This window comes from Streptomyces sp. NPDC044064, from assembly GCF_056434245.1.
In genome coordinates this window covers 19,156-40,658 of sequence record NZ_JBWKFN010000044.1, presented here as the reverse complement: position 1 = coordinate 40,658, position 21,503 = coordinate 19,156, and the positions used below count along the sequence as shown (strand labels likewise).

General features: G+C 72.2%; 17 protein-coding genes. 16 read left to right on the top strand and 1 reads right to left on the bottom strand.

What is annotated here, in order from left to right:
• Window position 1 precedes the first annotated feature (1 nt).
• The 16 genes from asnB (at window position 2) to AC07DS_RS42465 (ending at window position 20,685) form a co-directional block, all read left to right on the top strand.
• Complete coding sequence (gene asnB / locus AC07DS_RS42540; RefSeq protein ID WP_479154100.1) at window positions 2-1,936, top strand: asparagine synthase (glutamine-hydrolyzing); 1,935 nt, start codon at window positions 2-4, stop codon at window positions 1,934-1,936.
• A 28-nt stretch (window positions 1,937-1,964) separates the two neighbouring features.
• Window positions 1,965-4,148 (top strand): bi-domain-containing oxidoreductase, encoded by a 2,184-nt coding sequence (locus AC07DS_RS42535; RefSeq protein WP_479154099.1) that lies wholly within the window; start codon window positions 1,965-1,967, stop codon window positions 4,146-4,148.
• A 2-nt stretch (window positions 4,149-4,150) separates the two neighbouring features.
• Window positions 4,151-6,097: a heparinase II/III family protein gene (locus AC07DS_RS42530; protein WP_479154098.1), complete on the top strand. Its 1,947-nt coding sequence runs from the start codon at window positions 4,151-4,153 to the stop codon at window positions 6,095-6,097.
• A 249-nt stretch (window positions 6,098-6,346) separates the two neighbouring features.
• Window positions 6,347-7,825, top strand: coding sequence for a right-handed parallel beta-helix repeat-containing protein (locus AC07DS_RS42525; protein WP_479154097.1), 1,479 nt, complete (start codon window positions 6,347-6,349; stop codon window positions 7,823-7,825).
• Window position 7,826: 1 nt separating this feature from the next.
• Window positions 7,827-9,059: an O-antigen ligase domain-containing protein gene (locus tag AC07DS_RS42520; protein ID WP_479154096.1), complete on the top strand. Its 1,233-nt coding sequence runs from the start codon at window positions 7,827-7,829 to the stop codon at window positions 9,057-9,059.
• Window positions 9,060-9,061: 2 nt separating this feature from the next.
• Entirely contained in the window at window positions 9,062-10,303 is a 1,242-nt protein-coding gene (locus AC07DS_RS42515) for a glycosyltransferase (protein WP_479154095.1), read from the top strand.
• Window positions 10,300-11,574 (top strand): class I SAM-dependent methyltransferase, encoded by a 1,275-nt coding sequence (locus tag AC07DS_RS42510; protein ID WP_479154094.1) that lies wholly within the window; start codon window positions 10,300-10,302, stop codon window positions 11,572-11,574. The genes AC07DS_RS42515 and AC07DS_RS42510 overlap by 4 nt, the downstream gene beginning before the upstream one ends.
• On the top strand, window positions 11,571-12,377 hold the full coding sequence (locus AC07DS_RS42505; protein ID WP_479154093.1) for a sugar phosphate nucleotidyltransferase: 807 nt from the start codon (window positions 11,571-11,573) through the stop codon (window positions 12,375-12,377). The genes AC07DS_RS42510 and AC07DS_RS42505 overlap by 4 nt, the downstream gene beginning before the upstream one ends.
• Window positions 12,374-13,021 carry a PIG-L deacetylase family protein gene (locus AC07DS_RS42500; RefSeq protein WP_479154092.1) on the top strand — a complete coding sequence of 216 codons (648 nt, stop codon included), beginning with the start codon at window positions 12,374-12,376 and terminating at the stop codon, window positions 13,019-13,021. The genes AC07DS_RS42505 and AC07DS_RS42500 overlap by 4 nt, the downstream gene beginning before the upstream one ends.
• Before the next feature lie 3 nt (window positions 13,022-13,024).
• The gene (locus AC07DS_RS42495) at window positions 13,025-14,050 is read left to right on the top strand and encodes an NAD-dependent epimerase/dehydratase family protein (RefSeq protein WP_479154091.1); all 1,026 of its coding nucleotides are present in this window, start codon (window positions 13,025-13,027) and stop codon (window positions 14,048-14,050) included.
• Window positions 14,038-15,321 carry a DUF4910 domain-containing protein gene (locus AC07DS_RS42490; RefSeq protein WP_479154090.1) on the top strand — a complete coding sequence of 428 codons (1,284 nt, stop codon included), beginning with the start codon at window positions 14,038-14,040 and terminating at the stop codon, window positions 15,319-15,321. Before AC07DS_RS42495 ends, AC07DS_RS42490 begins: the two co-directional genes overlap by 13 nt.
• Before the next feature lie 5 nt (window positions 15,322-15,326).
• Entirely contained in the window at window positions 15,327-16,622 is a 1,296-nt protein-coding gene (locus AC07DS_RS42485) for a hypothetical protein (RefSeq protein ID WP_479154089.1), read from the top strand.
• Window positions 16,619-17,566: a glycosyltransferase family 2 protein gene (locus AC07DS_RS42480; protein ID WP_479154088.1), complete on the top strand. Its 948-nt coding sequence runs from the start codon at window positions 16,619-16,621 to the stop codon at window positions 17,564-17,566. The genes AC07DS_RS42485 and AC07DS_RS42480 overlap by 4 nt, the downstream gene beginning before the upstream one ends.
• The gene (locus AC07DS_RS42475; RefSeq protein ID WP_479154087.1) at window positions 17,563-18,795 is read left to right on the top strand and encodes a polysaccharide pyruvyl transferase family protein; all 1,233 of its coding nucleotides are present in this window, start codon (window positions 17,563-17,565) and stop codon (window positions 18,793-18,795) included. Before AC07DS_RS42480 ends, AC07DS_RS42475 begins: the two co-directional genes overlap by 4 nt.
• Window positions 18,792-19,343 carry a dTDP-4-dehydrorhamnose 3,5-epimerase gene (gene rfbC, locus AC07DS_RS42470; protein WP_479154086.1) on the top strand — a complete coding sequence of 184 codons (552 nt, stop codon included), beginning with the start codon at window positions 18,792-18,794 and terminating at the stop codon, window positions 19,341-19,343. The genes AC07DS_RS42475 and rfbC overlap by 4 nt, the downstream gene beginning before the upstream one ends.
• Window positions 19,344-19,350: 7 nt before the next feature.
• Complete coding sequence (locus AC07DS_RS42465; RefSeq protein WP_479154085.1) at window positions 19,351-20,685, top strand: glutamate-1-semialdehyde 2,1-aminomutase; 1,335 nt, start codon at window positions 19,351-19,353, stop codon at window positions 20,683-20,685.
• A 17-nt stretch (window positions 20,686-20,702) separates the two neighbouring features.
• Here the strand turns inward: AC07DS_RS42465 and AC07DS_RS42460 are convergent, their stop codons facing one another.
• Window positions 20,703-21,407, bottom strand: coding sequence for a phosphatase PAP2 family protein (locus tag AC07DS_RS42460; protein ID WP_479154084.1), 705 nt, complete (start codon window positions 21,405-21,407; stop codon window positions 20,703-20,705).
• Window positions 21,408-21,503 lie beyond the last annotated feature (96 nt).

The window sequence follows — 21,503 nt, the reverse complement described above, 5'->3', positions numbered from 1 at the left end:
CATGTGTGGCATCGCAGGCACTTACCGATGGCCGGACGGGAAGGCCGTGACCGACCGGCTCACCGATACCCTCGCCCATCGCGGTCCGGACGGGGCGGGCCGCTACAGCCACTCCGCCGGTGACGGCGAAGTACACCTCGGGCACCGTCGGCTGGCCATCATCGACCTGTCCGAGACCGGCGCCCAGCCGATGGTCTCGGGCGGCCTCGTCCTGACGTACAACGGCGAGCTGTACAACGCGCCCGAGCTGCGTGCCGAGCTGTCGGCCGCCGGGGTGCGCTTCCGCGGTACCTCGGACACCGAGGTGCTGCTGGAGGCCTGGCGGCGCTGGGGCACGGACTGCCTGCCCCGGCTGCGCGGCATGTTCGCGTTCGGGATCTTCGACGAGCGCACCGGTGACCTGGTGCTCGCCCGCGACCAGCTCGGCATCAAGCCGCTGTTCCTGCTCCGGCGCGGTGAGGGTCTGGTGTTCGCCTCCGAGCTCAAGGCGCTCGCCGCCGTGACCGGCGGGTCGCTGCAGGTGGACCATGCGGCGCTGGTGGCCTCGCTGCTGTACTACTGGGTGCCGGACTCACGGTGCGCGTTCCGCGAGGCGGAGAAGCTGCCGCCCGGGAGCTGGCTCCGGATCCGGCCCGACGGCCGGACGGAGCGCGGCCGGTACTGGCACCTGAAGGACGTCGCGGCCGAGGGCCGGGAGCGGGCCCGGGCCGGCGAGCAGCCGGACATCGCCGCCGTCGTCGAGGAGTCGACCCGGCGCCACCTGCTCTCCGACGTACCCGTTGCGACCTTCCTGTCCGGCGGTCTGGACTCCAGCTACCTGACCGCGCTGGCGGCCCGCGAACGGCCCGGGATCTCCGCCTACACGATCGGGTTCCGCGCCGAGGACGCCAGGTTCGAGGCGATGCCGGACGACCTGCGCTACGCCCGGCAGGTGGCCGGGCGGTTCGGTGTCGACCTGCATGAGATCGAGATCGCTCCGAATGTGCTCGACCTGCTGCCGCGGATGACGTACCACCTGGACGAGCCGATCGGTGACCCCGCGGCGATCAACACGTTCCTGATCTGCTCGGCCGCCCGGGAGGCCGGGGTCAAGGTGATGCTCTCGGGGATGGGTGCCGACGAGCTGTTCGCCGGTTACCGCAAGCACCTGGCCAACCTGATCGCGCTGCGCTACCAGCGCGTCCCGCGGCCCCTGCGGCGCGGCCTGTCCAGGGCCGTGGACCGGCTCCCGGTCGCCACGGCCCGCCGGGGGTACCGGTCGGTGCGCTTCGCGAAGCGGTTCCTCTCCTTCGCCGATCTGCCGGAGGAGACCGCGTTCCGGCGCAGCTACACCATGTACGACCAGGACGAGCTGCTCGCCCTGGTCGACCCGGACCTGGCCCCGGCGGTCGAGGACGTGCTGAGCGAGCATGCGGACGTCTACCAGGACAACGACCTCGACGACTTCGTCAACCGCATGTGCCTGGGCGACGCCCGGATGTTCCTGCCGGGCCTGAACCTCGCTTACACGGACCGGTCGAGCATGGCCGCGTCGACCGAGGTGCGGGTGCCGTACGTGGACGTCGACGTGGTCAGGGCGGCGTTCACCGTGCCCGGTGACCGCAAGATCGTCGGCCGGCAGGGCAAGGCCGTCCTCAAGGAGGCGGCCGCCTCGGTCCTGCCGCGGGAGATCGTGTACCGGCCCAAGGGCCTGTTCAGCGCCCCGCTGCGCGCCTGGATGAGCCGGGATCTGGCACCGCTGGTGCGCGAGGTGATCCACGACGGCGAGCTCGTCCGTTCCGGGCTCCTGCGCCGCGACGCGCTGGCGCGGCTGGCCGCCGAGGACGCCGCCGGGCACCGGGACTACTCCAAACATCTGTGGCATGTGCTGACCCTCGAGTACTGGTACCGCGGCGCGACCTCCGGGCCAGGCCGGAACGCTCGCTCGGCGGCGTAGAAGACGGCTCAGAAACAAGGGGACTTCGTTGAAGCAGGTTGTGCAGAACTACAAGAGCGGCGAGCTGGCGGTGCTCGACGTGCCGGTACCGGGGTGCAAGCCGGGCGGTGTGCTGGTCCGCAGCGCCTACTCGCTGATATCCACCGGGACCGAGCTCATGAAGGTGTCCGAGGCCGGCATGTCGATGCTGGGCAAGGCCCGCTCCCGGCCGGACCAGGTGGCCAAGGTCATGCAGAGCGTGGCCACCAACGGGGTGCCCGCCACCTACCGCAAGGTGATGGGCAAGCTGGACTCCTACACGCCGCTGGGCTACTCGCTGTGCGGGGTGGTCGAGCAGGTCGGCGCCGGGATCGACGACGTGAAGGCCGGCGACCTCGTGGCCTGCGCGGGCAACGAGCACGCCCTGCACGCCGAGCTGAACTGGGTACCGAAGAACCTCTACGCCCCCGTGCCGGACGGCCTCGCGCCGCGGCACGCGGCCTTCGGCACCGTCGGGTCGATCGCGTTGCAGGGCGTCCGCCAGGGCGAGCCGCAGCTCGGCGAAGTGGCGCTGGTCATCGGCCTCGGGCTGATCGGGCAGCTGGTGGTGCAGCTGCTGGCCGCCTCGGGAGTCCGGGTCGTCGGGGCCGACCCCGACCCGGTGCGCTGCGAGCTGGCCGAGCGCCTGGGCGCGGCGGCCTGCGGCGATCCCTCCTCCGCTGCCGTGGAGACCGCCGTCGCCGAACTCACCGGCGGCCACGGTGTAGACCAGGTGTACCTGGCCGCCGGCGGCGGCAGCAACCAGCCCGTCGAGCTGGCCGCCCGGCTCTGCCGGGACCGGGGCCGCGTCGTCGACATCGGCAAGTGCCGCCTGGACCTGCCGTGGAACGCGTACTACGAGAAGGAGCTCGACGTCCGGTTCTCCCGCAGTTACGGCCCCGGGCGCTACGACCCGGAGTACGAGCTGGAGGGGCGGGACTACCCGATCGGCTACGTCCGCTGGACCGAGCGCCGCAACCTGGCCTGCTTCCTCGACCTCGTCGCCCGCGGCGGCGTCGACGTGGACCCCCTGGTCTCCCACATCGCCGACTTCGACGACGCCGTCGAGACGTACCGGCGTCTGAAGGACGGCGACCTGAAGGCCGTGGCCGTGCTGTTCCGGTACCCCGAACACGCGGCCGAGGCGGAGCCTCCGGCGGTGGCCGTGCCCGCGGTGAAGCGACACAGCGGCGGAGCGTCCACCCCGGTCCGGGCCGCCAGGACGCCGGTGCGGCTGGCGTTCGTCGGGGCGGGGAACTACGCGACGTCGATGCTGCTGCCGCACCTGGCACAGCGCGACGGCGTCGAGCTGTCGACGGTCGTCACCACGACGGCGCTGTCCGCGGCCAACGCGCAGCGGAAGTTCGGCTTCGCCGAGGCGACCACCGATCTCGACGCCGTGCTCGGCGACAAGACCATCGACGCGGTGTTCGTGGTCACCCGGCACAGCTCGCACGCCGAACTGACCCGAAAGGCGCTGCTGGCCGGCAAGACGGTGTTCGTGGAGAAGCCGCTGGCGCTCACCGAGGACGAGCTGGCCGGCGTGCTCGCGGCGGTGGAGGAGTCCGGCAACGACCGGCTGCAGGTGGGCTTCAACCGCCGGTTCGCCCCGCTGCTGCAGGAGGCCAGGAAGCAGTTCGGCGCCCGGACCGGTCCGGCGAGCCTGCGCTACCTGGTCAACGCGGGCCGGCTGGCGCACGGCAGCTGGTACCTCCAACAGGGCACCGAGGGCTCGCGGTTCGCCGGCGAGGGCGGTCACTTCATCGACACGGCCGGCTGGCTGCTCGATGCCGATCCGGTCTCGGTGTACGCGGTCGCCACGTCGGGCAACGAGGATCTGCAGGCCGTGCTGCGCTACCCGGACGGGTCCACCGCCACCATCAGCTACGTCACCACCGGCGCGCCCGGCTTCCCCAAGGAGACGCTGGACCTTGTCGCGGACGGCAAGGTGCTGCGGCTGGACGACTTCGTCCGTGCCTCGGTGCACGCCCGCAAGCGGTGGGTCAGTTCGCGGCTGCCCAAGGCCCGGGACAAGGGCCAGTCCGCCGAACTGGCCGCGTTCATCAAGGCCGTGCGGACCGGCGGCCCGATGCCGGTGCCGCTGGAGTCGCTGGTCGCCACCACGGCTGCGACCCTCGCCGTGCAGGCCGGTCTGGCCGGCGGCGCGCCGGTGACGCTGGCGAGGGCGCTGTGACCATGAGCCCGGGCTGGTACCTGCGGCGGCTGTCCCGGATGGGGCCGCGGGAGGTCGGCGGCCGGGTCGGCGACGCGGTGCGCAGGCGGCGGTGGCGGTCGGTGCGGCCGGACTGCCCGAGCGTGACCGGCGCCCGGTTCACCGCCGTACTGCCCGCAGGGACGATCGCCGCCGTGCCGCCGGACGCCGCGAAACGCCTCATCGCCGAGGCGGACCGGCTGATGGCCGGGCACGCCGGGTACTTCGGGGTGGACCGCGACGACCTGGCCGACCCGGACTGGTGGTACGACCCGAAGACCGGGCGCCGGGCTCCGTGGGGCTACGCCTTCGACGTGCCGTACCGGAACGAGGACGCGGTCGGGGACATCAAGCAGATCTGGGAGCTGTCCCGGCATCAGTACCTCACCCGGCTCGCCGCCGCCTACGCGATCACCGGGGACGTGCGGTACGCCGAGCGGGTGGCCGAGCACCTGCGGTCGTGGTGGGCGGGCAACGCGCCGCTGCGCGGAGTGCACTGGACCAGCGGCATCGAGCTGGGGATCCGGCTGCTGTCCTGGGTGTGGATCCGCCGGCTGCTCGACGGCTGGCCGGGCGCGGCCGCGCTGTTCGAGGAAAACCCTGTGGCACACCGCCAGATCTGGCACCACCAGCGCTGGCTGGCCGCCTTCCCCAGCCGGGGGTCCTCGGCGAACAACCACATCATCGCCGAGGCCGCCGGGCAGTTCGCCGCGGCCTGCGCGTTCGCATGGTTCCCCTCCTCGGCGCGCCTGCGAGCCGACGCGCTCAAGTCGCTGGAGCGGCATCTGCGCGACAACACCTTCGAGTCCGGTCTCAACCGCGAGCTGGCCACCGAGTATCACGGCCTCGTGCTGGAGCTGGGCCTCGCCGCGGTGGCCGAGGCGGATGCCGCGGGCGTGCCGGTTCCCGCGTCGATCCGGCTGGTGCTGCTGCGGATGACCGACGCGCTCGCGGCCGTCGTGGACGGCCGGCTACGGCCGCCGCGCCAGGGGGACGCGGACGACGGACACGGTCTGGTCGTGGACGGCGCGGGCACCGACCGCTGGGCCTCGCTGCTGGCCACCGGGGACGCCGTGTTCGGCCGGCTCGGCTGGTGGCCGGAGGTGACCGGCACCGATGTGCGCACGCCGCTGCTGGCCGCGCTCATCCGGCCCACGGCACCGGCGGTGTCCCGTCCGGCAGGCCGACCGGACCATTTCGCCGACGCGGGCATGACCATCCTGCGTGGTCCGGCGGAGATCTGGTGCCGCTGCGACGGCGGTCCGCACGGGTTCCTGTCCATCGCCGCGCATGCTCACGCGGACGCGCTGTCGGTGGAGGTCCGGCACGACGGGGTCGACGTGCTCGCCGACCCGGGGACGTTCTGCTACCACGGGCAGCCCGAGTGGCGGCAGTACTTCCGGTCGACCCTCGGCCACAACACCCTGCAACTGGACGGCGGTGACCAGTCCGTCTCCGGCGGCCCGTTCCTGTGGACCCGGCATGCCCGCACCCGCGTCCTGGTCGCGGACACTTCCGGCGCCTCCGACGGAGGAACGGCCCGTTGGTGCGCCGAGCACGACGGTTACCAGCACTCCGTGCACCGCCGCCGGGTGGAACTGACGGCCGCGAGCCAGGAGCTGACGGTGGTCGACGAGGTGCGCGGCCCGCGCCGGGCCGTGCAGCTGGCGTTCCACCTCGGCCCGGCGATCGCCGCGGACCTGGTGGGGAACCGGGCACAGCTCAGCTGGACCCGGGACGGCGACGACCGCTCCGCGGCGCTCGACCTGCCCGGGCAGCTGAGCTGGCGGGCGCATCGCGGCGAGAGCGACCCGCCACTGGGCTGGTACTCCGCCGGCTTCGGACGCAAGGAACCCGCCACCACGCTGGTCGGCACCGGCTTCGCCGACGGCACGGAGGAGTTCACCACCGTGCTCAGGTTCCGCGGCTAGGGGGCTCTGGTGGATCTCCGTGGAAGCAGGAGCGCCCGCCGCGACGGGGGTCCCCCCTGCCCGAGCGAAGCCGCGAGCTCGGGGGAGGCCGAGAGCTTGAGGGAGGCCGATGACCGCAGCCGGCGCAACGCCCTTGCGGCAGTGGGGGAACGTGCCGGACGTCGCGACGCCGCGGAGATCCCTCGGCAGCCCCCGGGCGGAGGACGCCCGGGAATCAGGCGGCGGCACTGGGCGTGGCCGGCGGCACCGATGGTGCTGGTCCTGCTGGCGGCGACCGGCTGTGAGAACACGGCGAGCGCACGGCCGAAGCCGACCGCTGTGCGGTCCACACCCCTGGCCCGGATGTGCGCCGAGCCCGCGGCCGGGCCGGCGAAGGCGCCGGCCGGCGCGGTGACCGTCGATCCCGCGGTGGCCGGTGACCTCGCTGCGAAGACCAGGAACAGCCCTCCGCACACCACGTTCTGGCTCCGACCGGGCAGGCACAGGCTCGAGCCGAACCGCTACGCCCAGGTCATCCCCAAGGAAGGGGACAGCTACCTCGGCGCGCCGGGCGCGGTGCTCGACGGCCGGAAGACCAACCAGTACGCGTTCGGCGGCACCGCCCGCAACGTCACCATCCGCTACCTGACCGTCCAGGGTTTCGTCGCGCCGCAGAACGAGGGCGTGGTCAACCATGACTCGGCCGACGGGTGGGTGATAGAGCACGCGACGATCCAGAACAACTCCGGCGCCGGGCTGATGGCCGGTGCCCGCCAGCAGGTCCGCGCCAGCTGTCTGCGCGGCAACGGCCAGTACGGCATGAACGCCTACAAGGCCACCGGCCGGATCAGCGGCCTGGTGGTCGAGGGCAACGAGATCGTGGGCAACAACAAGGACGACTGGGAGCGGCGGCGGCCGGGCTGCGGCTGCACCGGGGGCGTCAAGTTCTGGGCCGTCGACGGCGCCGACGTACGTGGCAACTGGGTGCACGACAACCGCGGAACAGGGTTGTGGGCGGACACCAACAACAACGACTTCCGCATCGAGGACAACCTGCTCGAGGCCAACGACGGTGCCGCGCTGATCTACGAGACCAGCTACAACGCGGTCATCCGGAAGAACACGATCCGGCGGAACAACTGGGTCGAGGGCCGCAGGTACGCCGACCGGGGCGACAGCTTCCCGTTCGCGACCGTCTACCTGTCCGAGTCCGGCGGCGAGCCGCGGATCCGGGCCCGCACGGACAAGATCGAGATCTACCGGAACGTGCTGGAGAACAACTGGTCCGGGATCACCCTGTGGGAGAACGCCGACCGGTTCTGCAACAGCCCGGCCAACACCTCCTCCGGTGACTGCACTTTGCTGGTGAAGAACACCAAGCGCTGCGCACGGCCGGCGATCGCCAGCGCACCGCTCTACGCCGACTGCCGGTGGCGGACCCAGCGGGTGGACATCCACAACAACCGCTTCGTGCTGGACAAGTCCGTCGTCGACTGCACGGTGAAGTGCGACCGCATGGCGGTGCTGGCCAACTACGGCACCTATCCGGACTGGTCGCCGTACCAGGGCGAGCGGGTGGCCGAGGCGATCACCCTCAAGCAGCACAACCGCTGGCACGACAACGTCTACGTCGGACCATGGAAGTTCATCGCCCACGACCCGAGCCGGATCCTCGACTACGGGCAGTGGCAGGGCATGCCGTACCAGCAGGACGCGGGCAGCACCTTCCGCGCACCGGACGGTGATTGAGATGAGCGCGAACCACACGCCGAAGATCGTCGGGACGGTCTGGGGGCTGCTGGTCCTCAACACGCTCGGCTCCGCCGGGGCGAAGACCATCGTCCCGCTCCCCCGCTCCCTCATCCAGATGGTCACGATGGGCGCGCTGGTCACCGCGTTCGCCCTGGCGCTCGCGGTCAACCTCCGGCTGCGCCTGCGGGCCAGCGCCTACCTGTTCCTGCTCACCCTGCTGCTGGTGATGAGCGTGATCTCCAGCTCGCACCTGGAGTCGGGGTTCGGGGCTCTGTTCCGCTGCTTCCGGCTGACCCTGTTCGTCGGCACGCTGTGGCTGCTGAGCCGCTGGTGGGACGGCGGCACTACGTTCGTCCGGCATCACATCCGGATGTACCTGGCGGTGCTCGGGACGGTGGCCGCAGGTCTGGTCGCCTCACCGGGCGCGGCCCTGCCCGACCTCTACGGCGGGCGGCTGGTCGGCGCGCTCTGGCCGCTGACCCCGCCGCAGATCGGACAGTACGCGGCGGTGATCATCGGGCTGACCGTGCTGCTCCTGCTCGACCGCCGGACCGACGGGACCAGCGCGGCGGTGGTCATCGTGCCGTCGCTCGTCCTGCTCGCCCTGACCCACACCCGCACGGCCACGCTCGGCCTGCTCCTCGGGCTGGCGCTGGCGATCGGCTCGCTCATGCTGACCAGCGGCGCCGCCCGCCGGTTCTTCACCCGGGCGGTGGCGATCGCCGCGGTGGCAGCGGTGGGGTTCGCCTCCGCGCTGCAGACGTGGTTCCTGCGCGGGCAGAGCCAGGAGAACTTCTCCAGCCTCACCGGCCGGGCCAAGGTCTGGCACGCTCTGCTGACCGCACCCCGGACGACCACCGAGTACCTGTTCGGCGTGGGCCTGGGCGACAAGTCGTTCGACGGGCTGCCGATCGACAACAGCTGGCTGGCCGTCTACAACGAGCAGGGTGTGATCGGCGTCGGTCTGGTGGCGGCGTTCATCGTCGTGCTGGGCGGCGTCGCGCTGCTGCGGCCGCCGTCGCTCTCGCGCGCCTGCGCGATCTTCCTGATCAGCTACTGCGCGATCGCGTCGTACACCGAGGCCGGGCTGGGCGACGCCTCCCCGTATCTGCTGCATCTGGCCGTGGCCGCCTCGCTGCTGGCGACGCCCGCGCCGGCCGCTCCCTTCCCGGCACCCGAAGTCCCCCGACGGCGCGTCCCGCGCTGGGCCCAGAGAACGGAGGTGGGCTGAGCATGCAGGTCCTCGTGGTGCACAACCGCTACGCCTCGGCGCAGCCGAGCGGGGAGAACAAGGTCGTCGACCAGGAGGTGGCGCTGCTGCGCGGGGCCGGCCACCGGGTCGAGCTGTTCGAGCGGCGCAGCGACGACATCGGCGCCCTGTCCCTGCCGGCCAAGGCCGCGCTGCCGTTGCGGGTGCCGTGGAACCGGGCGGTCCGCAGGGAGCTCGCGGCGAAGCTCCGCGCCGAGCGGCCGGACGTGGTGCACGTCCACAACGTGTTCCCGCTGCTGTCGCCCGCGGTGCTGGCCGCCTGCGCCGACGCGGGCGTGCCCGCCGTCGCCACCCTGCACAACTACACCCAGGTCTGCCCGCCCGGCACATTGCAGCGGGACGGCCGGCCGTGCACCGAGTGCGTCGGCTCCACGCCGCTGCCCGCGGTCCGGCACGGCTGCTACCGCGGCTCCCGGCTGGCGACCGTGCCGCTCGCGGTCAGCCTGTCGGCCAACCGGCGGCGGTGGTGGTCCGGCGTGGAGCGCTTCTTCTGCATCTCGGCGGCGCAGCGCGAGGTCCTGGTGGGGGCCGGCATGCCGGCCGAACTCCTGGCGGTGAAGCACAACTTCGTGCCCGAACCGGGTGTCGTCCGGGCGGGCGCCGGCGAGCATCTGCTCTATCTCGGCCGGCTCGCGGAGGCCAAGGGCGTACGGCTGCTCATGACTGCATGGGACGAGATCGCCTCCGGCGGCGGGATCGGTGTGCCGCTCATGATCGCCGGCACGGGGCCCCTGGAGCCGGACGTGGCCGCCTGGGCCGCGGGCCGGGACGACGTGCGCTACGTCGGCCTGTACGACCAGGAGGAGTGCCGGCGGGCCGTCGCACGGTCGGTGGCCGTGGTGGCTCCCTCCACCTGGCTGGAGGCGTTCGGCCTGGTGGTCGTGGAGGCGATGGCGGCGGGGGTCCCGGCCGTCGCCGCCGGTCACGGGGCCTTCGTGGAACTCGTCGAGGACGGGGTGACCGGGCTGCGGCACCTGCCGGGCGATCCCGGCTCGCTCGCGTCCTGTCTGCGCCGGATCACGGCCGATCCGGACCGCAACCGGGAGATGGGACAGGCGGCCCGGCGCCGGTACGAGCAGGACTTCAGCCCGGCCGTCGGGCTGGAGCGCCTGGTGGAGGGGTACCGCACCGCGATCGCGGGACGGTCAGTACTGGCTCGCGGCGGGGACACCCGCGCGAGCAGGGGGGATGGGGGCAGTAGATGACACGATGCCGACTCTGCGGCTCGGAAGCGATGGCCAGCGTCGTCGATCTTGGGGCGACGCCACCCTGTGAGAGCTTTCTCGCCGCGGACCAACTGGATCGGCCGGAGCCGGCGTACCCGCTGCACCTGCGGGTCTGCACCGACTGCTGGCTCGCGCAGATCCCGCCGCTGATCACGCCGGAGGAGACGTTCAGCGAGTACGCGTACTTCTCCTCCTTCTCGACCTCCTGGGTGGAGCACGCGCGCGCCTTCGTCGACAGCGCCGCGACGCGGCTGGGTCTCGGCGGCGACTCCTTCGTGGTGGAGGTCGCGAGCAACGACGGGTATCTGCTGAAGCACGTGGTGGATCGGGGGATCCGCTGCCTGGGCATCGAGCCCTCGGTGAACGTCGGCGCCGCGGCGCGGGACGCGGGTGTGCCCACGCTGACGGCGTTCCTGGACCCGGCCACCGGCGGCGACGTCCGTGCCGAGCACGGACCGGCGGACCTGGTCGTGGCCAACAACGTGTACGCGCACATCCCCGACGTGGTCGGGTTCACGCAGGGGCTGCGCGCCCTGGTCGCCGACGACGGCTGGGTCTCCATCGAGGTGCAGCACCTGCTGACCCTGATCGAGGAGAACCAGTACGACACGATCTACCACGAGCACTTCCAGTACTACACGGTCGCGTCCGCGATCCGGGCGCTGGCGAGCGGCGGACTCGCGCTCGTGGACGTCGAGCTGCTGCCCACGCACGGCGGCTCCATCCGGCTGTGGGCCCGGCCGGCCGAGGTGGCCGGGGAGCCGTCCGATGGGGTATCCCCTGCTCGAGCGGAGCCGAGAGCTTGGGGAAAGGTGGCCGAGGTGCTGGACCGGGAGAAGGCCGCCGGGCTGCAGGAGCTGTCCGGGTACACCGAGTTCTCCGCCCGGGTGGCCAAGGTGCGCCGGGACCTGCTGCGGTTCCTCATCGAGGCGGCCGAGCGCGGCGAGACGGTCGTCGGCTACGGCGCCCCGGGCAAGGGCAACACCCTGCTCAACCACTGCGGCATCCGGCCCGACCTGCTCCCGTACACGGTCGACCGCAACCCCTACAAGCACGGCAGGTTCACCCCGGGCACCCGCATCCCGATCCTGCCGCCCGAGCAGATAGCCGCCGACAGACCGGACTACGTCCTCGTCCTGCCCTGGAACCTCCGGGCCGAGCTGGTCGAGCAGTTGTCCTTCGTGCACGACTGGGGCGGCCGGCTGGTCTTCCCCGTCCCGGAACTGAGCATCGTCGAGGTGGGGTCATGAAGGTCGTTCTGTTCTGCGGCGGTTACGGGATGCGGATGCGCAGCGGTGCCTCCGACGACGTCCCCAAGCCCATGGCGATGGTCGGCCCGCGCCCGCTGATCTGGCACGTCATGCGCTACTACGCGCACTTCGGGCACACGGAGTTCATCCTGTGTCTCGGGTACGGGGCTCACCACATCAAGAACTTCTTCCTCAACTACGAGGAGACGACGTCCAACGACTTCGTGCTGCGGGGCGGGCGGACCGAGCTGCTGTCCACCGACATCGCCGACTGGACGATCACGTTCGCGCAGACCGGCATCGAGTCACCGATCGGGGAGCGGCTGCGCCGGGTACGGCACCACCTGGACGGCGACGAGATGTTCCTCGCCAACTACGCCGACGTGCTCACCGACGCCCCGCTGCCGGAGATGATCGACCGGTTCGCCCGGCGTGACGCCGGGGCGTCGATGATGGTGGTGCCGCCGCAGTCGTCGTTCCACTGCGTGGAGCTGGGCGAGGACGGCCTGGTGGGGGGCATCACCGCGGTGAGCGAACTGCCGCTGTGGGAGAACGGCGGCTACTTCGTGCTCCGCCAGGAGATCTTCGACCACATACCGGAGAACGGGGACCTGGTCGCCGACGGATGTGCCCAACTGGCCAAGCGCGGGCGGCTGGTGGCACATCAGCACCGTGGCTTCTGGAAGCCGACCGACACCGTGAAGGAGCGGGCCGCGCTCGACGACGCCTACGCCCGGGGCGAGCGCCCGTGGGCCGTGTGGGAACAGGACGGCGTGGGAGCCGGCGCCGGGGCGCGAGCGTGATCCGGCTCGGGGCCGGGCCCCTGGACCGGATCGTCGCGGTGGGCGCGCACTGCGACGACATCGCCATCGGCGCCGGCGGCACACTGCTGACGCTGTGCCTCGCACGGCCGGGTATCCGCGTCGACGCGCTGGTGCTCTCCGGCGGTGGCAGCGAGCGGGAGCGGGAGGAGCAGGCCGCGCTCGCCGCCTTCTGCCCGGGTGCCGACCTGCGGCTGACCGTGCTCAAGCTGCCGGACGGCCGGCTGCCCGCGTACTGGGACGAGGCGAAGGCCGCGGTCGAGGAGCTGCGCGAGCGGACCGATCCGGATCTGGTGCTCGCGCCGCGTACCGATGACGCGCACCAGGATCACCGCGGCCTGGCGCAGCTGCTGCCCACCGCGTTCCGCGACCACCTGGTCCTCGGCTACGAGATCGTCAAGTGGGACGGCGATCTGGGCCGTCCGGCGGCCTACCAGCCGCTGTCGCCGGAGATCGCCGAACGGAAGGTGCGGCTGCTGCAGGAGCACTACCCCTCGCAGCGCCACCGGCCCTGGTACGACCGGGAGGCCTTCCTCGGCCTCGCACGGATCCGCGGCATCGAATGCCACGCGCGCTACGCCGAGGCGTTCGCCGTCACCAAACTCACTCTCGACCTGGGGGAATGAACCTTGCGCGTACTGCTCACCGGACACCAGGGCTACCTGGGCACCGTGATGGCCCCCGTCCTCGCGGCCGCCGGGCACGAGGTCGTCGGCCTCGACGCCGGCCTGTTCGCAGACTGCGTGCTGGGCCCGCAGCCCGCGGACCCGCCCGGGCACCGGGTGGACCTGCGCGACGTCACGGCCGACCACGTGGCCGGGGTGGACGCCGTGATCCACCTGGCCGCGCTGTCCAACGACCCGCTCGGTTCGCTGGCGCCGGAACTCACCTACGACATCAACCACCACGCGTCCGTCCGTCTCGCCCGGCTGGCCCGCGACGCCGGAGTACGGCGCTTCCTGTACGCGTCGACGTGCTCGGTCTACGGCGCCGCCGGCGGCGACGAACTGGTGGCCGAGGACGCCCCGCTGCGCCCGGTGACGCCGTACGCGGAGTCGAAGGTGCGGGTGGAGGACGACCTGCACGCGCTGGCCGACGGCGACTTCACCCCGGTGTTCATGCGCAACGCCACCGCTTTCGGATACTCGCCCCGGCTGCGCGCCGACATCGTGCTGAACAACCTGGTGGGCCACGCGCTCCTGTCCGGCGAGGTGTTGGTGCTCTCCGACGGCACCCCCTGGCGTCCGCTGGTGCACGCCGCCGACATCGCACGGGCCTTCGCGGCCGCGCTGGTCGCGCCGCGGGAAGCGGTGCACGACCGGGCGTTCAACATCGGCAGCGAGATCAACAACGTCACGGTCGCCGAGATCGCCGAGCAGGTCGCCGAGGCGGTGTCCGGCGCGAAGGTGGTGATCACCGGGGAGAACGGTGCCGATCCGCGGTCGTACCGGGTGGACTTCTCCCGGTTCCGCACGGCGATCCCCGGCTTCGACTGCGAGTGGACGGTGCAGCAGGGCGCGCTCGAACTCGCCGACGCCTACCGGAAACACGCACTGACCCAGGAGGACTTCGAGCGACGCTTCACCCGGCTGGCCGTGCTGCGCGCGGCGTCCGAAGCCGGCGCCGTCGACGACACCCTGCGGTGGCGCCGGTGACCACGGCGGGCGAAGAGATGTACGCGCTGGTGGAGCGGTTGTACCCGCTGTGCCGGAGCATCACCGGCGACGGGGTGCGCGCCACTTTGGAGATCGTCGGCGAGTACGTCCCGCTGCAGGTGCACGAGGTGCCGACCGGGACTCAGGTGCTCGACTGGACGGTGCCGCAGGAGTGGAACATCCGGGACGCGTACATCGCCGACTCCGCGGGCAACCGGGTCGTCGACTTCGCCGCGTCCAGCCTGCATGTGCTCGGCTACAGCGTGCCGGTGTCGGCGACCATGCCGCTGGCCGAGCTGCGCGGACACCTGCACACCCTGCCGGACCGTCCGTCCTGGGTGCCGTACCGCACCAGCTACTACAAGCCGGAGTGGGGGTTCTGCCTGGCCCAGGAGACCCTGGACGCGCTGCCGGACGGCGAGTACGAGGTGCGCATCGACTCCACACTCGCCGACGGCCACCTCACCTATGCCGAACACGTGGTCCCCGGGCAGGTCGCCGACGAGGTGATCGTCTCCTGCCATGTCTGCCACCCGTCGCTGGCCAACGACAACCTGGCCGGCATCGCGGTGGCGACGTTCCTGGCCCGCGCGCTGGCGCAGGAGACGCCGTACTACACCTACCGGTTCATCTACGCGCCCGGCACCATCGGTGCGATCACCTGGCTGGCCCGCAACGCGGAGCGGGTGGAACAGGTCAAACACGGGCTGGTGCTGGCCTGTGCCGGGGACCCGGGCCGGTTGACGTACAAACAGAGCAGACGTGGCGACGCCGAGATCGACCGGGTGCTGCGGCATGTGCTGACCGCCTCCGAACGGCCGCACCGCATCACCGGGTTCACGCCGTACGGCTACGACGAACGGCAGTTCTGCTCGCCCGGTTTCAACCTGGGCGTGGGCTCGCTCACCCGGACCCCGTACGCCGGCTACCCCGAGTACCACACCTCGGCGGACAACCTGGACTTCGTCTCCCCGGCGGCGATGGCGGACACCCTCGCCGTCTGCCGCGAGGCGTTCACCGTCCTCGATCGCAACCGGCGGTACCTCAACCTCAGCCCCTACGGCGAACCGCAACTGGGCCGGCGCGGCCTGTACGACGCGCTCGGCGGCCGCAGCGACACCAAGCAGGCCCAGATGGCCATGCTCTGGGTGCTCAACCTCTCCGACGGCGAGCACACCCTGCTGGACGTCGCCGAGCGGTCCGGGCTGCCGTTCGACACCGTCGCCGCCGCGGCCGACGCCCTGTGCGGCGCCGAACTGATCAAGGCGTGACGCCGATGACCACCGAGAAGGAGAATCCGCAGACGACGGCGCCACCGGCCGGATCCGCCAAGCGGGCCCTGGTCGGCCGGCTGTCCTGGGGACTGGCCGACCAGGCCGCCTCCAGCATCTCCAACTTCGCGGTGGGCATCTACGTGGCCCGCTCGCTGGGGGTGACCGCGTTCGGCGTGTTCAGCCTGGCCTGGGTGACCTACGGCGTGGTGCTCAACGTCTCCCGCGGGCTGGCCACCGATCCGCTCGTGGTGCGCTTCAGCGGCGTGCCGGAGGCCTCCTGGCGCGGGGCGGTGGCCCGGGCGTCGGGTACCGCGCTCGGCGTCGGCGCAGTCATCGGCGCGGGATGTCTGGTGGCCGGGCCGGCCCTCGGCGGCCGCGTGGGTCCCGCGTTCGTCTGCCTCGGCGTCATGCTGCCGGGGCTGCTGCTGCAGGACGCCTGGCGGTACTCGTTCTTCGCCGCCGGCACCGGACGGAAGGCGTTCGTCAACGACGTGGTGTGGGGCGTCGCGCTCGTCCCCGCCATGGTCGTGGCTGCCCACGTGGGCAGCGTGGCCGCCTTCGTGCTCGCCTGGGGCGCGTCCGCCACGGTGGCCGCGGGCTACGGCTGCGTCCAGTCCGGCATCCGGCCCCGGGTGACCGAGGCCCGCGGCTGGCTTCGCGGACAGCGCGATCTCGGCTACCGCTACCTGGTCGAGAACACCTGCCTCAGCGGCGCGAGCCAGCTTCGGGCGTACGGGCTAGGCGCGATCGTCGGGCTCGGCGCGGTGGGTGCGGTGCGGGGCGCCGAGCTGCTGCTCGGCCCGTTCCTCGCCGTACTGATGGGCCTTTCGCTGGTCACCGTCCCGGAGGCGGCACGCGTGCTGCGGCGGGCCCCGCACCGCCTCGGCGCGTTCTGCCTCCTCCTCGGCAGCGGGCAGGCCGTCGGCGCGCTGCTCTGGGGCGGGGCGCTGCTGCTGGTACCGGACCGGCTCGGCGAGTTCGTCCTCGGCGACGTCTGGCACTCCTCCTCGCAGCTCATCGTGATGATCACCCTCGGCGTCGCGGGCGCCGGCCTCGGCACCGGCGCGGCGGCCGGGCTGCGCGCGCTCGGCGCCGCCCGGCGCAGCCTGCGCTCCCAGCTCTTCGCCTCCGCCTGCTATGTCGGCGGCGGGCTCGGCGGGGCGGCCCTCGCCGGCACGGTCGGCTCGGCCTGGGGCGTCGCCGCCGCGACCGTCGGCGGCTCGGCCGTGTGGTGGCTGCACCTGCGGACCGCCCTGCGCGAGCGCCACCACCCCATCCCCGAAGTGAGGACCTCATGACCGCCCAACCCAGGCTGACCATCGGCCTGCCCGTCTACAACGGCGAGGAGTACCTGGCCGAGTCGCTCGACGCCCTCCTCGGCCAGACCTACGAGGACTTCGAGCTGGTCATCTCGGACAACGCCTCCGCCGACGGGACCGAGGACATCTGCCGCAAGTACGCCGCGCAGGACTCACGCATCCGGTACCTCCGCCTGCCCCGGAACATCGGCGCCACCCCGAACCACAACCGGGTCTTCGCCGAGTGCCGCGGCGAACTGTTCAAGTGGGCCTCCCACGACGACCTCTACGCCCGCGACCTGCTGCGGCGCTGCATTCAGGCGCTGGACGAACGGCCGGACGTGATCCTCGCCCACGCCGACCAGGCGGTCATCGACGGCGACGGCCAGGTGAAGGTCCCCTACGAGTACACCCTCGCCACCGACTCGCCGCACGCACCGGAGCGGTTCCGCAGCATGCTGTTCGAGCCCGGCGGAGACGACTTCTACGGGGTGATCCGGGCCGACGCGCTACGCCGGGTGAAGCCGATGGACAGCTACCACCACGCGGACCGCACGTTCGTCGCCGAGATCGCCCTGCACGGGCGCTTCCACCAGGTGCCGGAACTCCTGTACTTCCGCCGCGACCACCCCACCCGCGCCGAGCGGGCCAACCCGTCCAAGCGCTCCCGGTGCGTCAACCTGGACCCGCGCCGGGCGGGCCTGCTGCACCCGACGCCCCGGCTGCTCGCCGAGTACGTCTGGGGCTTCGCATCGGCGATCCGGCGGGCGCCGCTGTCCCCGGCGGACCGGCGTGCCTGCTATCGCCACATGGCCGCGTGGATGACCAGCCGGGTCCGGCCGGGGGCCGGCGAGCGGGTCGAGGACCGCGCCCCGGTCGATCCGGCCAGGCTGACCGTCTCCGTCGACGCCCTCGTCGCCGGGCGTGAAGGGAGGCAGGCATGACGCCGACGCACGAAACTCCGGTGCGCGTAGGGCTGTTCGGCCTGCTCGGCTCCGGCAACCTCGGCAACGACGGATCGCTGGAAGCCGTACTCGGATACCTCCGCGCCGAACATCCGGACGCGGCCGTGGACGCGCTGTGCGGCGGACCCGAGACGGTGACGGCGAAGTTCGGGATCCCCGCGACACGGCTGCACTGGAACCGCGCGGAGTACCGGACCGCGTCCCGTGCGGGCGCGATCGCGTCGAAGGGCCTGGGCAAACTCGTCGACGTCTACCGCACCGCCGCCTGGGTGCGCCGGCACGACGTGGTGATCGTGCCCGGCATGGGCGTCCTGGAGGCCACCCTGCCGCTACGGCCGTGGGGCTTCCCGTACTCACTGTTCCTGCTCTGCGCGAGCGGCCGACTGACGCGCACGCGGGTCGCGCTGGTGAGCGTCGGCGCCGCCGAGATCCAGAGCCGCCCGACCCGGGCTCTGGTGCGCTGGTCGGCACGGCTGGCCGCGTACCGGTCCTACCGGGACGCCCAGTCCCGCGACGCGATGCGGGCGACGGGCGTGGACACCTCGCGCGACGAGGTCTACCCGGACCTCGCGTTCTCCCTGCCGACGCCGAAGGCGAGACCTTCCTCGGGCCGGTCGGGCACGGTCTGCCTCGGCGTCATGGACTTCCACGGCGGCAACGACGACCGGGCCCGGGCCGAGGAGATATACCGGCGCTACCTCGACGGGACGATCAAGTTCGTCCGCACGCTGGTCGAGGAGGGCAGGCCGGTCCGGCTGCTCACCGGCGACACGTGCGACGAGTCGGTGGTCGCCGCGATCCTCGACGCGGTCGACTCGCCGCTGGTCACCGCGGCCGAACCGGCCTCACTGGCCGACCTGATGAACGAGATGGCGGCCGCCGACACCGTGGTGGCCGTCCGCTACCACAACCTGATCTCCGCGCTGAAGGCCGGAACGCCCGTGCTCGCCCTCTGCTATGCGGCGAAGAGCGAGGCGCTCATGGACCGGATGGGCCTCGGCTCGTACTGCCACCCGGCCCGCGAGGTCGACGCCGACCGGCTGCTCGAACAGTTCCGGGACCTGGAGAAGCACGCGGCGGAGCTACGGCAGACCCTCACCGAGCGAAACCGGACCGCCGCGCAGCAACTCGCCCAGCAGTTCACCGCCTTGACCACGACACTGTTCCCGGCGAACCACCACGCCCACGCCCTGCGGGAGGCTCCGTGAAAGCGACCGAAGTCCCCGAGATCGCCGGCGCGTACCTGTTCGAGCCGACGCCGTACGCCGACGAGCGCGGCTTCTTCTGCCGCACCTTCGACGCCGATGTGGTCCGCTCGGTGGGCCTCGACCCGGACGCCTTCGTCCAGGACAGCGTGTCCCGCTCGGTCCGGGGCGTGCTGCGCGGCCTGCACCTGCGCTCCGGCGCGGGCGAGGCCAAGCTGGTGCGGTGCTCGTACGGGCAGATATTCGACGTCGTCGTGGACCTGCGGCCGGACTCGCCGACGTACCGCAACCGGGCCTTCTTCGAGCTGTCCGGCGAGACACAGGCGACCCTGTACATCCCGGCGGGGTGCGCGCACGGCTTCCAGGCGCTGACCGAAACCGCCGACACCTCGTACCGGATCGACCGCCCGCACGATCCGGCCGAGGACGTGACGATCGCCTTCGACGACCCGGAGCTCGCCATTCCCTGGCCCTTGCCGGTCGCGCTGATGTCCCAACGGGACCGGGAGGCGCCGAGCCTCGCCGAGGTCCTGAAGCACAGAGAAAGCTGAGGTCTGCGTGCACACCGAAGACACCGCAGAGTTCCTCCTGCCCCGGTCGCGAGAAGCGAACGAACGGCTGCACGCCATGATCCCCGGGGGCGCGCACACCTACGCCAAGGGCGACGACCAGTACCCCGAGAACCTGGCCCCGGTCATCAGCCACGGCCGCGGTGCCCACGTGTGGGACGTCGACGGCAACCGCTACATCGAGTACGGCTCCGGCCTGCGGTCGGTCAGCCTCGGCCACGCCCACCCACGCGTGAACGAGGCGGTGCGGCGGGAACTCGACCGCGGCGGCAACTTCGTCCGGCCCTCCATCGTGGAGGTCGAAGCCGCGGAGCGCTTCCTGGCCACGGTACCGACCGCCGAGATGGTGAAGTTCGCGAAGAACGGCTCCGACGCCACCACCGCCGCGGTGCGCCTCGCCCGCGCCGCCACCGGGCGCCCGCGGGTGGCCATCTGCGCCGACCATCCGTTCTTCTCCGTCGACGACTGGTTCATCGGCACCACGCCGATGTCCGCCGGCATCCCGGCGGCGACCACCGGACTCACCGTGTCCTTCCCCTACGGGGACCTGGCGGCCACGGAGGAACTGCTCACCCGGTACCAGGACGAGGTCGCCTGCCTGATCCTCGAACCCGCCACCCACACCGAGCCCCCGCCGGGCTACCTCGCCGGCCTGCGCGAGCTGGCCGACCGGCACGGCTGCGTACTGGTCTTCGACGAGATGATCACCGGCTTCCGCTGGTCCGAGGCGGGCGCCCAGGGCCTGTACGGCGTCGTCCCCGACCTCTCCACGTTCGGCAAGGCGCTGGGCAACGGATTCGCCGTCTCCGCGCTGGCCGGGCGCCGCGAACTGATGGAGCTGGGCGGGCTGCGTCACTCCGGCGACCGGGTGTTCCTGCTGTCGACCACGCACGGTGCGGAGACGCACTCCCTGGCAGCCGCGATGGCCGTGCTCACCACCTACGTCGAAGAGGGCGTCACCGCGCGGCTGCACACCCTCGGCGAGCGGTTGGCCGACGGTGTCCGCGCCGCCGCGGCCGGCATGGGCGTCGGCGACCACATCGTCGTCCGGGGCCGGGCCAGCAACCTGGTCTTCGCGACCCTCGACGAGAACCTGCAGCCGTCGCAGGAGTACCGCACCCTGTTCCTGCGCCGGCTCCTCGCGGGCGGGGTGCTGGCCCCGTCGTTCGTGGTGAGCAGCGCGCTCGACGACGCCGACATCGATCACACCGTCGAGGTGGTGGCCCAGGCGTGTGCGGTGTACCGGAAGGCACTCGACGCCGCCGACCCCACCCCCTGGCTGGGCGGACGCCCGGTGAAGCCCGTATTCCGCCGCTTGGCGTGAACCGACGTCGCGTGACGTCAGCGGCGCTCCCGCCGACCGGCGTCGGCCTTCGGGCCGGCCTTCCCGTCGGCCGGCCGGTCAGCCTTCCGGTCGGCCGTCCGGTCGACCAGCCACGCGGTCGCCGGTATCACCGCCAGCGCGGTGCACCAGCCGCCGAGGACGTCGGTCGGGTAGTGCGCGCCCAGGGCGACCTGTGCCCAGCCCATGGCGGCACCGGCAACCAGCGCCGCGCCAAGCACGAGTGACGTGCCGGCCGTCCTGCCGAGGCCGAGCCGGCCGGTCGCGAGCAGCGCCACCACGAGGGCGAGCGCGGTGAGGAAGGCGGTGTGCCCACTCGGATAGGACAGGTTCCCCTCGTGGATGGTGCGTCCCACCAGGGACTTGAGCAACGTCGCCGTCCCCACGGCGACGCCGGCGCCGGCGACGACGAGCACCGCGGCACGAGGACTCCGTAGCAACAGACAGCCCGCCACGACGGCCAGAACCAGCGGCACCGATCCCCCGGGCTCCCCCAGGAAGTCCAAGGCCAGAGCGACATGCCTCCAGGGCGACCCCACTCCGTCCAGCGCCGCCCCGATCCGCGCGTCCACCCTGCCGGGCCTGCTGTCGTCGGCGTACAGGACCCCGAGCACGACGACCACCAGCGCGGCGAGGGCCGCAATCGCCCCGAGCCGCACGCGCAGCGTTGGGGGCAGCACCGCGCGCGCCGGCCGGCCGGTCACCCGCCCACCGCGTCCGGGCTTCTGCGCGCGCCAACTCCCCACCTACGAGCCCCCCGTCGTGTCCGACCTGGCGAGCTCGCCGGCCTGTCCATCACC

What these genes read in the sequence shown, in the direction of transcription:
- asnB (WP_479154100.1), top strand. Translation starts at nt 2, where the DNA reads ATGTGTGGCATCGCAGGCACTTACCGATGGCCGGACGGGAAGGCCGTG.
- AC07DS_RS42530 (WP_479154098.1), top strand. Translation starts at nt 4,151, where the DNA reads ATGAGCCCGGGCTGGTACCTGCGGCGGCTGTCCCGGATGGGGCCGCGG.
- AC07DS_RS42525 (WP_479154097.1), top strand. Translation starts at nt 6,347, where the DNA reads ATGGTGCTGGTCCTGCTGGCGGCGACCGGCTGTGAGAACACGGCGAGC.
- AC07DS_RS42520 (WP_479154096.1), top strand. Translation starts at nt 7,827, where the DNA reads ATGAGCGCGAACCACACGCCGAAGATCGTCGGGACGGTCTGGGGGCTG.
- AC07DS_RS42515 (WP_479154095.1), top strand. Translation starts at nt 9,062, where the DNA reads ATGCAGGTCCTCGTGGTGCACAACCGCTACGCCTCGGCGCAGCCGAGC.
- AC07DS_RS42510 (WP_479154094.1), top strand. Translation starts at nt 10,300, where the DNA reads ATGACACGATGCCGACTCTGCGGCTCGGAAGCGATGGCCAGCGTCGTC.
- AC07DS_RS42505 (WP_479154093.1), top strand. Translation starts at nt 11,571, where the DNA reads ATGAAGGTCGTTCTGTTCTGCGGCGGTTACGGGATGCGGATGCGCAGC.
- AC07DS_RS42485 (WP_479154089.1), top strand. Translation starts at nt 15,327, where the DNA reads ATGACCACCGAGAAGGAGAATCCGCAGACGACGGCGCCACCGGCCGGA.
- AC07DS_RS42480 (WP_479154088.1), top strand. Translation starts at nt 16,619, where the DNA reads ATGACCGCCCAACCCAGGCTGACCATCGGCCTGCCCGTCTACAACGGC.
- AC07DS_RS42475 (WP_479154087.1), top strand. Translation starts at nt 17,563, where the DNA reads ATGACGCCGACGCACGAAACTCCGGTGCGCGTAGGGCTGTTCGGCCTG.